Raw genomic sequence first — 15,690 nt, forward strand, 5'->3', positions numbered from 1 at the left:
CATCCGGCCTTAAACGCGACGTGAACCAAATTCCCACACTCGGTGGGCAAAAATGCAACGCCCAAGAACAGTCAGCTGCGTATGCGCCAACCGGTTTTGAAGATCCAGCCAATGACCGCCAGACAAACACCTGTAAAAGCCAGAATGGCCAGCAGACTAAAGACAATCGGTACATCGGCCAGCCCGTAAAAAGACCAACGGAACCCCGAAATCAGATAAACGACCGGATTGAACAATGTGATGGTCTGCCACACCGGTGGCAGCATCGAGATCGAATAAAACGTTCCCCCCAGAAATATCAGGGGCGTCACAACAAGCTGAGGCACCAGAGACATCTGTTCGAAATTGCTGGCCCAGATTCCAATGATGAAGCCCAGCAAAGAAAAACTGAGACAGGACAGGATCAGGAACGCAGCCATGGCAAAGGGATGTTCAATCCGAATATCCACAAAAAAGGTAGCGGTTGCCAATATCACCAAACCCACAAACAGCGCCTTGGTGGCTGCGGCACCTACATATCCGATCACGATCTCGATGAAATTGACCGGCGCGGACAGAAGCTCGTAGATGGTGCCCAGAAACTTCGGGAAATATATCCCGAAAGACGCGTTCGAAATCGACAGCATCACCACCGACAGCATGATCAGCCCCGGCACGATAAACGCACCATATGAGACGCCTTCGACTTCCTGAATGCGGCTGCCGATAGCCGTGCCAAAGACCACGAAGTACAACGACGTGGACAGAACCGGCGAGAAAAAACTTTGCGCGAGGGTGCGGAAGAACCGGGTCATTTCGAACCGGTAGATGGCAGCAATTGCAGTCCAGTTCATGCCATTTCTCCGGATACAAGGTTGACGAATATCTCTTCCAGACTCGATTGCCGTGTTTGCACGTCCCGCAGGATCAACCCGGCTTGTGACACGTCATTCAGCAGTGTCGTGATACCCGTGCGGTCCGCGTGGGTGTCATAGGTGTAAATCAAGACATCCCCCGCGCCATTCAGCGTCAAATTATGCAGCGCAAGACTGTCAGGAATCTGCGCGATTGGCTCTGTCAGCATGACCTCAATCTGCTTTTTGCCCATTTGCGCCATCAGCGCGTCCTTGTCCTGCACCAACAGCAGCTCACCCTTGTCGATGACCCCGACACGATCTGCGATGGCTTCGGCCTCTTCGATGTAGTGGGTGGTCAGAATGATGGTGACCCCGTCCTGTTTTAGCTCGGCCACGATTTCCCACATGTCTTTACGCAGTTCGACATCCACACCGGCAGTGGGTTCATCCAGAAACAGAACGCGGGGTTCATGGGCCAGTGCCTTCGCAATAAGGACACGACGTTTCATACCGCCAGACAACTCCTTGATCGCGTTGTCGCGCTTGTCCCAGAGGGATAGTTTCCGCAGAATCTCTTCGATCCGCGCGTTGTTTTTGCCAAGCCCGAACAGCCCCCGCGACAGGCGCACCGTGTTCCAGACCTTCTCAAACGGTTCCAGCGCAATTTCCTGCGGCACAAGCCCGATCATCCTGCGCGCAGCGCGGTAATCGGCCTGAATATCATGCCCTCCCACCGTGACCTCGCCGGAACTCGGGGTGGTGATCCCGCAGATGGTCGAGATCAAGGTTGTCTTTCCGGCACCGTTTGGTCCCAGCAGAGCAAGAATCTCACCCTCTTCAATGTCCAAAGACACACCTTTCAGCGCCTCAAACCCATCGGCGTAAGACTTGCGCAGATCTCTGATGGACAAAATTGTCGTCATATCCGTTCCCCGTTCTGGCGTGGACCCTATCGCGCCAAACCTGGGTATAACAGGTCAATTCAACATCGTTTGACACACATCTGCCTTACAGGCGACGATCTGCGCCATCAAACATCCGCCTTGCAATCCGCAGCCGGCTCGCAAACTCTGCCCGAAACGGAGGGTGCAGATGCTAAAAGGAATTCGTGTCGTCGAAATTGAGGGGCTGGGTCCCGGCCCGTTTGCCGCCATGCAATTGGCCGATTTGGGCGCTGATGTGATAACCATTCATCGCAAAAGCGGTGCCGTCACACCCGGAATGCCAGAACGCTCACTTCTGGATCGCGGCAAGCGGTCCATAGCGCTTGACCTGAAAGACCCTGATGACCTGGAAACCGCCCTGTGTCTGATCGGCACCGCAGATGCCTTGATCGAAGGCTTCCGCCCCGGTGTGATGGAAAAGCTGGGCCTTGGCCCCGACGCTTGCCTGACCCGCAACCCAAAACTGGTCTATGGTCGTATGACCGGCTGGGGTCAGGATAGCCCGCTGTCTGATACTGCCGGGCATGATCTCAACTATATCGCCCTGTCCGGGGCGCTTTGGTATGCCTCTCAACCCGGCCAACCCCCGCAGACACCTGCAACTCTGGTGGGCGATATTGGCGGTGGTTCCATGTATCTGGTCGCAGGTATTCTGGCCGGTCTGATCCATGCGCAACGAACTGGTGAAGGCACAGTTGTCGATGCCGCAATCTACGACGGTTCAGCCCATATGATGAACCTTCTGATGACCATGCGCCAAACAGGCAATCTGTCCGACACGCGCGGCGAAAGCCTGCTGGACGGCCCACACTGGAGCCGAACTTACACCTGCGCCGATGGTGGCTTCATCACCGTCCAATGCCTTGAACCCAAGTTTTACGCCCAGTTCTTGCAGATCCTGGGTCTCGCTCAAGATACCGCATTCCAGAACCAATATGATCGCACACTCTGGCCTGATCTGACCCAAAGCCTTGCCGATATTTTCGCCAGTCAACCCCGCGGCCATTGGGAAGCCTTATTCCGTGGCACGGATGCCTGCGTCGCCCCTGTGCTCAGCCCGCAAGAGGCGCTGGACCACCCTATGAACACTCACCGCAACAGCTGGCAAGACATCGACGGAACCCTGCAATCCGCCGCCGCGCCGCGATTTTCTAATCACCAATGGCACCCCAGTCCTAGCCCGGAACGCGGTGAGCACACAAAGGAAATCCTCGCCGAGCTCAATGCTCCGCGCTGATCCGCTCTTCATCTGGCCACAAATACCTCGGGGGATGAATTGGCCGCAGGCCAAGAAGGGGGCTGGTCCCCTTTCGCCGGTTTACCGCCCACGCACCGTGTCGATCATCAGCTGCACGTTCTCAGGATCCGCGTCCGGTGTGATGCCATGCCCCAGGTTGAAGATGTGTGGCCCTTTCGAGAACGCCTCGACAATGCGTCGCGTCTCGTCCACCAGCGCCTGCCCGCCCGTCACCATATGAGACGAGGCCAGATTGCCCTGTACACAGCCATCTACCTGCACATGCTCGGCCGCCCATTCCGGCGACACCGAATTGTCCAGCGCAACACAGTCCACACCGGTTGCTTTGGCAAACCCGATATACCCATCGCCCGCCTCACGCGGGAATCCAATGGCCGGAATGCCTGGATGGCGTTTCTTAATGGCCTGAGTAATCACCCGGCACGGTTCGACCGCGTATTTCTGGAACGCCTCGCCTTTCAATGACCCCGCCCAACTGTCAAAGATCTTGACCACCTCGGCCCCGGCTTCGATTTGCGCGGACAGGTACTCGATCGTTGCGGCGGTGATGCGATCCAACAAAGCCTCAAACAGCGCGGTGTTCCCTTCCCGCAACGCGTGCGCGGGACCCTGATCTGGCGTGCCGCGCCCCGCGATCATGTAGGTGGCCACCGTCCACGGCGCGCCAGCAAACCCGATCAAAGTGGTTTCCGACGGTAATTCCTGTGACAGAATGCGCACCGTTTCATAAACCGGTGACAGTGTTTCATGAATCGCGTCAACCGGCTTCAACACGTCAAACTCGGATTGCTGCGTGATCGTCGACAGGCGAGGGCCTTCACCGGTCACAAACCACAGATCCACGCCCAGCGCCTGCGGTACCAACAGGATATCAGCAAACAGGATCGCGGCATCAAACCCATATCGCCGGATCGGTTGCAATGTGACTTCGGCGGCCAGCTCAGGGTTATAGCACAAGGACAGGAAATCACCGGCCTGCGCGCGGGTGGCGCGATATTCGGGCAAATACCGACCCGCCTGGCGCATCATCCAGATCGGCGGCACGTCCTGAACCTCACCCGCCAGAGCCCGCAGCAGTTTCTTTGTCTCGGCCATTTTTGCCCCCAGTCATCCGGTTTTCGCAACGGGTCGTCCTTCGGCGGCAATTTGTCAAGCGCAGCCCCCATTGTCAGGGCAATGTGACGCGACTAAAGCTGTGAGCATGACTGTGAATTTGCCCACACCCGCATCGCCCCTCAGAATCGGCACCCGTGGTTCTCCGCTTGCGCTGGCGCAGGCCCATGAAACACGCCAACGCCTGAGTGATGCCTTCGACCTGCCCGAAGACGCATTCGAGATCGTTGTGATCAAAACCACGGGCGACAATCGCGCCATGATCGATGCTGATCGACCGCTGAAAGAGATCGGCAACAAGGGCCTGTTCACCAAAGAAATCGAAGAAGCGATGCTGCGCACCGAAATCGACATCGCCGTGCATTCGACCAAAGACATGCCAGTCGCACAGCCCGACGGTTTGGTGCTTGATACATTCCTGCCACGTGAAGACGTAAGGGATGCATTTATCTCACCGCGCCTGGGTTCCATCCACAACCTGCCCGAGGGGGCCGTTGTCGGCACTTCCTCGCTGCGCCGTCGGGCACAATTGCTGAGTCGCCGCCCTGATCTGAAGGTGGTCGAGTTTCGCGGAAACGTGCAGACGCGGCTGAAAAAGCTGGAAGATGGCGTGGCAGATTGCACCTTTTTGGCGATGGCCGGTATTCGCCGCTTGGGTATGGATGATGTCCCGGCCAGCGCCATTTCCCCTGACGATATGCTGCCCGCCATCGCGCAAGGCACCATCGGCATTGAACGGCGCAGCGACGACATGCGCGCAGCAGAAATGCTTGAGGCGATACATCACGCGGAAACCGGCCAACGGCTGGCGGCCGAACGTACGTTGCTGGATGCGCTGGACGGGTCATGCGAAACACCGATCGCGGGTCTGGCCGAGCTGGATGGCGGCACTCTCAGGTTGCGAGGCGAGGTTCTGCGACCAGATGGAACTGAAACCGCCAACCGGGATATGACAGCCCCAATAGAAGACGGTCCGGAAATGGCCCGCGCGATGGCCGCCGAACTGCTTGCGCAAGCAGGCCCGGATTTATTCGATTGGAAAAAATCAAAATAAATTCGCCTAATGTGAACTGGGTCACTGTAGAAGGTGATTTAATCAGGCATTAAGGTGACATACCAACCAGGAAGTCGGGTCAGTCTCGAAAGTATCGAAAAGTTTTCAGATTGCGGTGATTTAATCAGTATTCGAGGGGGCGAGGCTGGCCCCCGACTTCCCAAGGTGACGGGTCGCAGTTTTAACCAACGGCGACCCGTTTTTCATACAAACAACACTCAGGAAATCGCAGCAACCGCGTGACGCACGGCCTCTCTGGTCTGATCCAGATCTTCCTCTGTCACTGCCAGAGACGGGTACAGCTTGCCCGGGGCTTTGAATATCCCATGCGACCTCAAAGCCGCGTTATATGATGTGTTGCGCGCAGGGTCATCATGACTGGCGCTGCGGTAATCCCTGCATTCGGCCTTGGTAAAATAGATGTCGAACAACGTCTCGTCACCGCAAATCCGATGCGGAATACCCGCTTCGTTCAGCGCCTCGGCCTGCATATCTTGCAGCTGTCGGCCGATGTTGCGCAGACGGTCATACGCCCCGTCTCGACGCAGAATCTCCATTGTCTTCAAACCTGCAGCCGCAGCGATAGGATTGCCTGACAAAGTTCCCAATTGCATCAACCAGCCGTCTTCACCGACTTTCGATTTGTCAAAATGCTTCATGATTTCGGCACTCGCGCCCAAAGCGGCCAAAGGAAAGCCGCCACCTGTGATCTTGCCCAACGTGCAGATATCCGGGGTCACGCCATAACGTTCCTGCGCCCCACCATATGCCAGACGGAACCCTGTGACGATCTCATCGAAGATCAGCAGCACATCGTGTTTGTCGCACAAATCCCTCAGCCCTTGCAGGTACCCGGGCAAGGGCGGAATGATCCGCTGCAACGGCTCGACCATGATCGCCGCCACATCGTCATGTTCATCCAACAAGGCCGCGACAGCCTCAAGATCATTGAACGGCGCGATCAGCATCTGTTCGGCAACGCTGTCCGGGATCCCGGCACTGTCGGGCACGGCCTGAGGGAAATTGACCCGACGGCTGGGCGCCAGACTCATCTGCGCTTCGGCGCTCATCCCGTGGTACCCGCCCTCGAACTTGAGGATCTTGTTGCGACCCGTATAGGCCCGTGCCAGCCGAATGGCATACATGTCAGCTTCGCCACCTGACGCAACAAACCGCACCTGTTCACAGCAGGGAACGGCCTCGATGATGGCTTCGGCCAGTTCGATACCCTTTCTGTTATTGGCAAAGAAGGTCATGCCTTGCGGAAGCTGTTCCAGCACGGCCTCCATCACCTCGGGGTGGCCATGCCCCAGCAGCATGGGGCCGGACCCGATCAGGTAGTCGACATATTCGTTGCCGTCTTCGTCCCAGACACGACTGCCTTCGCCCCGGGCGATGACGATGCCCGGGTCGAAATTGCCGAACCCGCCTGCTGGCAATACAGCCCTTGCACGGTCGATCCATTCGGATTGAGTGTTAATCTTCAACATGTCACGTGATCTCCGTCATCTCAGAACGTTGGTGCGAGTCCTATTTGTACACGGCTTCAGGATCTCCCAGCGTGTTTTCATCAGGGTGCACACCCAGCCCCGGAGTTTCAGGCAAGTGCAGGTGACCGTCAATATTGCGCGGCCCACGCCCGCCCGCAATGTCGACGGTGATCATGTCCTGACAAGCCCATACCGCATGGCAATTGTCATCCGGGATCGTGGCCGCCAAATGCAGTGCTTCGGTATCGGCCAGAACCGTGCCGCCGGTTGCCATTACAAACATGTCGATACCATGGGCCAATGCGATGTCCCGCATCCGTGCGGCCTTGGTCAAACCACCAACGCGGTTCAGTTTGATCCCGAAAATCTCGGCAATGCCCTCGCGGGCAATCCGGGCGGCATCCTGCAAGGTCACGAGGCTTTCATCCACAGAGACAGGCGAGGCATGCAACCCCGAGATCGCAGCAATATCATCCAACGTCTCACCCGGCTGTTCGAACATAACGTTCAGGTCTTCGCAGGCGCTCATCACCCGCAGGGCCTGTTGCCGCGTCCAACCGCGGTTCACGTCATACAGGACAATCTCGCCCGGTCGCCGAATGCTCTCTACATCGCGGACACGCGCAATATCGCGTTCCACGTTGCCGCCGATCTTTACCGAATGCGCGATGTAACCCCGGCTGCGATAGCGCTCCATCACCTCTCGGGTTTCTTCGACAGTCTTTGCCCCTACAGACGAAGCAATCGGGCGCGGCATGCGCGACCCACCCCCCATCAGATCAGCAATGGGCAAGCCCGCCGCCTGACCGGCAATGTCCCAACAGGCCATGTCGATCGGGCTTTTGGCGTAAAGATGCCCGGGCAAGGCCAGATTCATCGCCCGTTCCACATCCAAAACCTTGCGCGGATCAAGGCCAAGAATGAAAGGTGTCATCGTCTGGATGCCAGCGCGAATGCCTGGTCCGTGGGCAGGAACATAGGTGTGCCCCCATGGGGTACCCTCACCCCAGCCTACCAGCCCGGCGTCGGTTTCGATCTTCACAATTGTCGCATCGAGTGTTTCGAACTTTAGCCGCCCGCCAGACAGCCAATAGGGATGCTCTAACGGCAGGTCCACCTGATAGACGGTAATGGACTTGATCTTCATAGTGTGTACTCCGCTATAGGCGCGCCGAGGCTTTCAAAATCAGGGGCAACGCCCAGTCCGGGCGTGTCCGATGCAAAGAGCTTGCCATCCTTTGCCGTTGGTCCACCGATGCCGGTTGATCTGGTGTTGTAGTTCATCAGATCCGTTGTGTTCTGCAGGTATTCAGGTGGTGTCGAGGCCGCGAAATGTGCCACCACTGACGTTGTGATCTCGCCGCCCCAGGTATCTTCGCTGACCACCGGGATACGGTTGTCGACCAGATAGTCCCGCACGCGCCGCGCTTTGCTGATGCCACCCAGGTTCGAAATCTTCAGACAGCAGATCTCGGCTCCACGATCCGCAACGATCCGCTGCGCCATGTGGATGCCTGTTACACATTCATCCAGTTTCATCGGTTGTTCGGCCACGCGGCGCACCTGTTGGCATTCCTCGTAGGTACGACAGGGTTGTTCGAGGATGAAATCCAGATCGCGTGTCGCCCGCGCCACTCGGATCGCATTGTCAACGCGCCATCCTTGATTGGCATCGGCCATCGCCTTTTCACCCGATTGCAACAGAGGGACCGTAGTGCGGATCCGATCAATATCGGTGGCCCAGTCGCCTCCGACCTTGACCTGAAACTGGCGGTATCCCTGATCGCGATAGACATTCATTTCTGCCACGGTCTCATCCACCGCCTTTTGCGGCGCGACCCGGTACATCGGCGCACCGTCCGTCAGCTTGCCGCCCAGCAGCATCCAGACCGGCTGATCACACGCCTTACCCAGAATATCCCAGCACGCCGCATCGAATGGGGCTTTGGCATAGCCGTGGCCTTGCACAAGATGATCCATCAACTGTTCGATCCGTGCCACCTGTCGGGGATCCTCACCCAGCAGCTTCGGCGCAATAAGCCGCGCCAATGCCGGGACGCCTTCGGAATGGGCGATCATGTAGTTTTCCCCGCAAGGAGAGAACTCGCCACACCCTTGCAAGCCCGCGTCAGTATCGATGACCACAACCGATGCAATGGCCGTTTCGATAGCGTTCCCTGCCCCCCAGACATAGGCACCACCGACGTAAGGCAACCCGGTCTGAAAAACCCGAATTCGAGTGATTTTCATTTTGCATCCATTCTTGGTAAGTCGCCCATCCCTTCACCACGCCACAACACAAAGGTCAGGATCGGTTGATCGGTTGTGATCATGGCATGGCTTTGCCAACTGGAATGCAGCCGTGTCTGGTTGGGGCCAACAAAAGTCTTATCTCCTTCGACCTTGAACAGGGCACCACCCGCCAGCGTCAAATAGATCTCTTCTGCCTGATGGCTGTGCCAGTCATAGTTCAGGCCAGCCCCCCAATACCCGATGTAGCCGCGCAATTGCGCCGAGTGGAAATGGCCGATCGGACCAAACAGCTCATAATAGCCGTATCGGTTGAGAAAATCCGCCCCAACCTCTTCCTCGGTGTAGGTCTGTTTCCAATGGGCCAGATGGGTGGTTGCCTTGACGGCGTCGATGAGCGGTTGAGTCAGTTCACTCCCCCGCAGACCGAAACCCTGCACCAGATCTGCGGCTGGGACGTGAACTGGTTCTGTCACTGAGGCAGACAGATCAGATGGCCAAGCGCCAAAGGCGGACAGCTCAGGGTGTGCCTGATGTAGCTGCCGCGCCGCCTCCAAAACGTCGTCAAGCGTCATGGTATCACCACGATATTGCCGGTGTGCTCTTTGGCAATGAACGCGGCCTGCGCTTCACGCAATTCCTCCAAAGGATATGTGGCGGCCAAAGCAGGTTTGATTTCACCAGCCTCAATGTAGCCGACAAGGTTTCGCATCACCTGTGGGTCAATCACGGTCGAGCCCGTAAAGGTCAGATCCCGCAGATAGAAAGTGCGCAGATCAAACTCGACCATTGGTCCGGCGATCGCGCCAGAACAGGTATAGCGACCGCCGCGTTCCAGAATGTCGATAAGGTTCGGCCAGTACGACCCACCAACCACATCCGCGACCACTGTAATCTTTTCTTCACCTAATACATCACGCAGATCCTTTGGCCCGCGCGGTAAAATGACATCCGGGCCAAGCCTGGCGACATCTGCGTGTTTGGCCTCGGATGCCATCGCGATGACACGCGCGCCACGCCGTTTTGCCAACTGGACAAGGGCACCGCCAACGCCGCCCGATGCTCCGGGCACAAGAACCGTGTCCCGGTCCGTTACGTTGGCGCGGGTCAGCATGCCTTCGGCCGTGGAATAGGAACATGAGAAGGTGGCCAGTTCAGCGTCCGACAGATCTGACGTGATCGGCACGGCATTGACCGCAAGCGTCGTCGCGTATTCCGCAAACCCGCCATCTCGTTCTGACCCATAATAGCCGGTCTTATCCATATTTTCGGGATCGTTTGGATCGCGTAGCCAGCCATCGGTAATGACACGCTCACCTATGCGCCGGGGGTCGACACCTTCACCCACAGCCACGATGTGCCCACAAATGTCAGCCCCCTGAATCCGTGGGAAGGTGATCGGATTGCCGCCCCAGGTAGGGTCGTCTTCTCCAACCTCTTCAAACGCACCGCCGGTCGTTGCGTCGGTCACGGTCTTTGAATACCAGCCTGAGCGCGTGTTGACGTCGGTATTGTTCAGCCCACAGGCCGCGACCTTAATCAACACTTCCCCAATCACTGGTTCAGGACGCGGCCAGTTGTCGTGTAGAACCATCTGTTCCAGGCCACCGTGGCCCATTGTCACCATAGCTTTCATTGTTTCAGGCAAGCTCATTGAGCGGTCTCCACTGTTGCGTCAGTGCGGGGCGTTTGTGTCGGTGCAATGCCCCCAATCAGAAACGTCCTGCCAGCGCGCGCAATGCGCTGTTCGTCGGCTGGCGCGGTGGTTTTTTCGCAAGCACAGTTGCACCTGTGCGCAATACGCTTCACGTCCATGGCAAATTAGTCATAGTCAGCGATCACCGCATCCGAGAGTGATGGCAATTCGTTCGCGGACATGATCGTTCCTTATCGCGAGTCGCGTTTCTGCTCGACACGCTAATTTCACATTTGTACCATCGTCAACCATGAATGACACAAACGTATCCCAAGCTGTCCTGAACCGCCTGACTGACGAGTGGGACGCCCTCACACCCGAAGCGCAAAAAGCCGCACGGTATGTTTTGGAAAACCCAACGGATGTTGGGGTTTCGACCGTGCGTGAAATTGCCGAGGCTGCAAAGGTTAAGCCCAACACCTTTGTACGCATGGCACGGCAAGTTGGCTTTGACGGGTATGACGATTTCCGCGAACCGTTTCGCGACGCGATCCGCAAGGGTCAAATCTCGTTCCCGGACCGCGCCCGTTGGCTGCAAGACATCGGTAAGTCCGGAGAGCTGGGTACACTTTACGCCGACATGATCGGTGCAGCGATACGGAACATCGAAGAAACCTTTGCCGGTATTGACGCTGAGCGCTTGAAATCGGCTGCAGAAGACATCTGGAATTGTCGGCAGATTTTCACTTTGGGCGTGGGCGTAAACAACTCAAACGCGCGCAATTTCACCTACCTGGCCTCCACTGGAATGAAGCAGTTCCTCGCCATTCCACGCCCCGGATCCACGCCGGTCGATGATCTGGCATGGGCTGACGAACAGGATGTGTTGATCGCAATAACCTGTCACCCTTACCGCACCGAAGTGATCGAGGCGATCAAACTGGCGCGGCAACAGGGCCTGACAGTTGTGGGGATATCGGACAGCCCGGCCAGCCCTGTCATCCTGAACGCCCATCACGGATTCGTTGTATCTGCAGATACGCCCCAATTTTTCCCGTCGTCCGTTTCAACCATAGCATTGCTTGAAACCCTGCTGTCCTTTGTGATCGCCGTTTCCAGCGACGAGATCGTCGAACGGGTCGAGCGGTTCCACCGCCGCCGCCATCAACTTGGCATCTACGCGGCTGAACCCGAATGGCCCAGTTGAAGCGGTTCAGTTGACACAGGTTGTGATCGGCAGATTGCGCAAGACTCAGGTTACGCGCCCTTTGCTTTGGGCTCGAGTTTTGAAATGCCTTGGCGATGCGCAGATTGAAAAACAGTGTGTAAACTGCGTCGTAATTCACCATTCGCCACGTGAATCCAAGCAATTTCAAGGATTTCCGGAAAATTCAATAAAACTGTCAAACCTTCGACAAATGGCCTTGTATTTCCAGCGTTTGCAAGGATATACCCGTCGGCGGAGACGTGGCCGAGTGGTCGAAGGCGCTCCCCTGCTAAGGGAGTAGGCGGGAAACCGTCTCGAGGGTTCGAATCCCTTCGTCTCCGCCATCAACCTATTTGAATGAGTTGTCATGGCGCGCTCAACGTGCCGTAAACTAAAATATAATCAGCACTTACCACTTTGCAGTATCACCTTGAGTTTTACTGAGTTGCACTTAATTTGTTTAATTGAGCGGTATATTTTGTGGTATTTTCATTGCTGCGCTCAGCGGGAAGCTTACAAAGAAGCTGGTAGAGAATTTCGGTCCGGGTCGGCATGGCGACGGTTCTGGCTTGTACCTTGTTGTCGATCCCTCGGGCGCGCGGCGTTGGATCGTACGCGTAACGGTCAAAGGACAGAAGAACCGAAAGGGCGCACCGCTGCGAACTGACTTCGGTTTGGGCGGCGCTGATGTCGTGACTTTGAACCAGGCCCGAGAAAGAGCGCTCGAATATCGTCGGATGGCGAAAGCCGGGTTGAACCCGCGTTTCAGTGCAAAGCGCGAGATCCCGACCTTCGAAGAGCTCAGCAGACAGGTCCACATCGACCGCCTGCCGACATGGAAGAATGCCAAACATGGGCAGCAGTGGCTCAACACCTTGCGCGACTACGCGTTCCTGAAGATCGGCCGTATGCCCGTGGACAGCATCGATCAGCCCGAAGTGCTGATGTGCCTGTCGCCAATCTGGACCGAGAAACACGAAACCGCAAAGCGATTGTCGCAGCGGATCAAGACAGTGCTCGACGTGGCAAAGTCCAAGGGCTTCCGCTCGGGCGAGAACCCGGTGACTGCGATCCGCGAAGGCAAGGTACTGCCCTCCGTCAAAGCCAAGGTGCAGCACGATGACGCGATGCCGTGGCAAGAGGTGCCCGCGTTCTATGCCGGGTTGCAGACCCACTCGGCCATGGCCGCCAAGGCGTTGCAGTTCACTATTTTGACCACCTGCCGAACCTCAGAGGTGCTGGAGATGAAATGGCCCGAGGTCGATTTCGATGCGCGCCTATGGACCATACCTGCGGAGCGCATGAAAGGCGGGCAGGTCCATCGCTTCCCTCTCACCGAAGACATGCTGGCCATTCTGAAGCCGTTGCGCGCGCTGGCCTCTGACTATGTGTTCGAGGGGCAAAAGCGGCATCAGCCGTTGTCGAACATGTCTATGCTGATGCTGCTGCGCCGGATGCGGCAGGATGGCGTCACCGTGCATGGCTTCTGCAGTTCGTTTCGGGACTGGGCGGCGGAGGCCGCAAACGCACCACGTGAATTGGCGGAAGCGGCTTTGGCCCATCAGGTTGGGTCCGATGTGGAGCGGGCCTATGCACGGTCGGATTTGTTGGAAAGGCGGCAGGAAATTATGCTTCGTTGGTCTGTTTGGATTTCTGGTGGAACAATTCAGAACGAGAGCACCGCCTGATGGGGCGGCGCAAGAGAATTTTTTCTGGCCAAAACTTAGGTGAGCAGTTCGACACTGCCCTCGGTTTTCCCGAGCATCAACGCGCTCAAGATATTCTGTCGAAGTCGGGTGTCGAAACTCCGAAAATCGACTGGTCTAAGACAACAGGACAGCTCGGTTTCTGAAACCGCATCGAACTTTGTGATGTCCGTTGTCGCCGGGGTCAGGCCGCAAGACGAGATCGAAGCCATGCTTGCGATCCAAATGGGTGCAATTCATCAGGCCACGATGATGATGGCGCGCCGCTTGAACCATTTAAAAAATTCTCCCGCAGCAAGATTCAGCAGAACGAGCGCTCAATAAGCTTGCGCGGACCTTCACGAGCCAGGTTGAAACCCTGAAAAGGTATCGCTCCAAGGCAGATCAAACCGTCCGTGTTGAACGCGTCGAGGTCAGAGAAGGTGGGCAGGCAATCGTTGGTAATGTTCAAAACGGGGGCAGGGTAATGACACAAACCAACGACAGCCTCCTGGACCCTACCAAGCGGCTCTGGAATGCGCCCAGATGCACAGCCACAGCAAAGTCCATCGACAAGCGATGTCGCGCACCCGCCGTTCAGGGCTAGAGCGTCTGCCGAATGCATGGTGCTAAAGGTGGGCATGCTGCGGGACTAAGCCATCCGTCTTGGGAGCATGGGGAACGGTCGAGAGAAACCGAGGAAATGCACAAGCCGATCAATGAACTTATCCGCGCTGACAGGGCACTGCAGAAATTGATCGACTGACTCGGCACGGCCTCGCAAGCAAGGCAAAGCAGTCGTTCGAGCGGAGTGCTTGGATGGCTGCTCCAAGCCCAATGTGGTCGTTCGCTACAACTTGCTTGAAATTCAACTTTGCGGACAAAGTTGACGTTCAACAAATCTAGGTGAAGGTCTGCTTACTGTGCAAAGCAGTACAGGATTCAAATAGCGGGTATCACAGAAAATACTCTGCCCGTTCCACTACCCAAACCATTGCGACCAGACTTGCACATACGGCAACGACAGCGCGAGAGCCGATCCAAATACGACCTGGTTGTTTGCGCAGGAACAACACCAATGGCCAGACCAAAAAAACGATCATAACTTGTCCAACCTCAACTCCAACATTGAAGGCCAGCAAGCTGTGCCAAACGTTCGGTGCATCGACTTGCAGAATTTGGTGCAACATGAAGGAGAACCCAAACCCGTGCAGCAACCCAATGCCGGACGTGACGGTAAAAGCCTTCAGGTCGCCGTGTCCCTTCTCTGGCGGCCGAACCGCCATTGCAGCTGAGTAGATTATTGAAAGTGCTATTGCCAGTTCGACAGTAGGTATGAACCACGCTCCGCTCGGCGCGAAGCCAAAAAAACCCAAAATCAGTGTTACCGTGTGGCCCAAGGTAAAGCCGGTGACGCGGGCCAAAAGGCTGTGCAAGTTCAAGGCGCCGATGATCATGCAAAGCACAAAAAGAACATGATCTGGACCTTCCAAAATGTGCCGGATTCCCTCTGCAATAAAGGTCGAAGCGGCGGCGGCCGCTGATCCGGAAACTTCGACCGGGGTATGCATCAAGCCCCTCGCACGAAATGTCCGAACATCTTGCCCGTTATAATCGAGTATCAGATTCGCTGTTTTGTCTTGCCCAGGAAGTCCCGGATCAGAAGTGTAGGATAAACTATATGCTTCAACTTCTCCCGTCCCAAAGCGCAGATGAACGTCAACCATCACCTCGCCAACATAAATCTCCTCGGTTGTTGGAAAAACATCTCTTGGCAGAAGTGCCGCGCGTGCCTCATTGAGCGTTGCAAATCCGGGCTCTTGCCCCAACGGGTGCAGTCTTATCGAGACAATTTCCGGTGTTTGTCGGTGACCGTCGATAGATAGCACAAAGCCGTTTTCAGCAATACGAGCCAGGCCGGTTGGGTCTTTGCGAAATGCGGCCTGATCTAAGTAGTGCATAAGTACGCCATCTTCTATCAGATTGTATGTGTACGGAGCCGGTGCAGGCAAACCGTCCGGACCTTCGGGACCGACGAGTTCCGCAACCAAAAAGGGCATCGGAAGGCGCAAATAGACATCAAGCCCATCTTCTGAGTCAGCCACATGATGAATGCGGACATTCTGGTTTAGATTGAAATGCGCCTCTGCTCTGTCAGCAGTCAAAAAGACCACGGCCAAGAAGTATGTGGCAAAGAACAACCTTACGACCACCATT

At 56.4% G+C, this 15,690-nt stretch carries 13 protein-coding genes and 1 tRNA gene; 5 read left to right on the forward strand and 9 right to left on the reverse strand.

What is annotated here, in order from left to right:
- Nucleotides 1-71 precede the first annotated feature (71 nt).
- Both GOV90_RS16025 and GOV90_RS16030 read right to left on the reverse strand, forming a co-directional pair.
- Complete coding sequence (locus tag GOV90_RS16025; protein ID WP_171093865.1) at nucleotides 72-833, reverse strand: ABC transporter permease; 762 nt, start codon at nucleotides 831-833, stop codon at nucleotides 72-74.
- Entirely contained in the window at nucleotides 830-1,759 is a 930-nt protein-coding gene (locus GOV90_RS16030) for an ABC transporter ATP-binding protein (RefSeq protein ID WP_171093867.1), read from the reverse strand. Before GOV90_RS16030 ends, GOV90_RS16025 begins: the two co-directional genes overlap by 4 nt.
- 169 nt (nucleotides 1,760-1,928) lie before the next feature.
- Between GOV90_RS16030 and GOV90_RS16035 the strand changes: the two genes are divergently transcribed.
- A complete protein-coding gene (locus GOV90_RS16035) occupies nucleotides 1,929-3,017 on the forward strand; it encodes a CaiB/BaiF CoA-transferase family protein (RefSeq protein ID WP_171093869.1) in 1,089 nt (362 codons plus the stop codon).
- Between the two features lie 81 nt (nucleotides 3,018-3,098).
- Here GOV90_RS16035 and hemE read toward each other — a convergent pair whose 3' ends face one another.
- A complete protein-coding gene (hemE, locus tag GOV90_RS16040) occupies nucleotides 3,099-4,133 on the reverse strand; it encodes a uroporphyrinogen decarboxylase (RefSeq protein WP_171093872.1) in 1,035 nt (344 codons plus the stop codon).
- A gap of 106 nt (nucleotides 4,134-4,239) precedes the next feature.
- Between hemE and hemC the strand changes: the two genes are divergently transcribed.
- A complete protein-coding gene (gene hemC / locus GOV90_RS16045; protein WP_171093874.1) occupies nucleotides 4,240-5,205 on the forward strand; it encodes a hydroxymethylbilane synthase in 966 nt (321 codons plus the stop codon).
- 218 nt (nucleotides 5,206-5,423) lie between these two features.
- Here hemC and GOV90_RS16050 read toward each other — a convergent pair whose 3' ends face one another.
- From GOV90_RS16050 to GOV90_RS16070, 5 genes are read right to left on the reverse strand one after another with little or no spacing between them, the layout of a single operon-like run.
- Nucleotides 5,424-6,695: an aspartate aminotransferase family protein gene (locus GOV90_RS16050; RefSeq protein WP_171093876.1), complete on the reverse strand. Its 1,272-nt coding sequence runs from the start codon at nucleotides 6,693-6,695 to the stop codon at nucleotides 5,424-5,426.
- A 40-nt stretch (nucleotides 6,696-6,735) separates the two neighbouring features.
- Complete coding sequence (locus GOV90_RS16055) at nucleotides 6,736-7,842, reverse strand: mandelate racemase/muconate lactonizing enzyme family protein (protein WP_171093877.1); 1,107 nt, start codon at nucleotides 7,840-7,842, stop codon at nucleotides 6,736-6,738.
- Entirely contained in the window at nucleotides 7,839-8,945 is a 1,107-nt protein-coding gene (locus tag GOV90_RS16060; protein ID WP_171093880.1) for a mandelate racemase/muconate lactonizing enzyme family protein, read from the reverse strand. Before GOV90_RS16060 ends, GOV90_RS16055 begins: the two co-directional genes overlap by 4 nt.
- Nucleotides 8,942-9,520 (reverse strand): dimethylsulfonioproprionate lyase family protein, encoded by a 579-nt coding sequence (locus GOV90_RS16065; protein ID WP_171093882.1) that lies wholly within the window; start codon nucleotides 9,518-9,520, stop codon nucleotides 8,942-8,944. The genes GOV90_RS16060 and GOV90_RS16065 overlap by 4 nt, the downstream gene beginning before the upstream one ends.
- On the reverse strand, nucleotides 9,517-10,599 hold the full coding sequence (locus tag GOV90_RS16070) for an alcohol dehydrogenase family protein (protein WP_253284743.1): 1,083 nt from the start codon (nucleotides 10,597-10,599) through the stop codon (nucleotides 9,517-9,519). The genes GOV90_RS16065 and GOV90_RS16070 overlap by 4 nt, the downstream gene beginning before the upstream one ends.
- Before the next feature lie 292 nt (nucleotides 10,600-10,891).
- Here GOV90_RS16070 and GOV90_RS16075 point away from each other — a divergent pair, with 292 nt between their 5' ends.
- The 3 genes from GOV90_RS16075 (at nucleotide 10,892) to GOV90_RS16085 (ending at nucleotide 13,476) form a co-directional block, all read left to right on the forward strand.
- Nucleotides 10,892-11,788, forward strand: a complete 897-nt coding sequence (locus GOV90_RS16075) for a MurR/RpiR family transcriptional regulator (RefSeq protein WP_171093884.1) — start codon at nucleotides 10,892-10,894, stop codon at nucleotides 11,786-11,788.
- A 254-nt stretch (nucleotides 11,789-12,042) separates the two neighbouring features.
- Nucleotides 12,043-12,132: transfer RNA gene (locus GOV90_RS16080), tRNA-Ser, on the forward strand.
- A gap of 120 nt (nucleotides 12,133-12,252) precedes the next feature.
- Nucleotides 12,253-13,476 carry a site-specific integrase gene (locus GOV90_RS16085; protein WP_174825471.1) on the forward strand — a complete coding sequence of 408 codons (1,224 nt, stop codon included), beginning with the start codon at nucleotides 12,253-12,255 and terminating at the stop codon, nucleotides 13,474-13,476.
- 953 nt (nucleotides 13,477-14,429) lie between these two features.
- Here the strand turns inward: GOV90_RS16085 and GOV90_RS16090 are convergent.
- The gene (locus GOV90_RS16090; RefSeq protein ID WP_171093886.1) at nucleotides 14,430-15,674 is read right to left on the reverse strand and encodes a HupE/UreJ family protein; all 1,245 of its coding nucleotides are present in this window, start codon (nucleotides 15,672-15,674) and stop codon (nucleotides 14,430-14,432) included.
- Between the last annotated feature and the right edge of the window lie 16 nt (nucleotides 15,675-15,690).

Origin of the sequence: Ruegeria sp. HKCCA5929 (assembly GCF_013034525.1) — a bacterium.
In the GTDB taxonomy this organism is placed as follows: Bacteria; Pseudomonadota; Alphaproteobacteria; order Rhodobacterales; family Rhodobacteraceae; genus Ruegeria.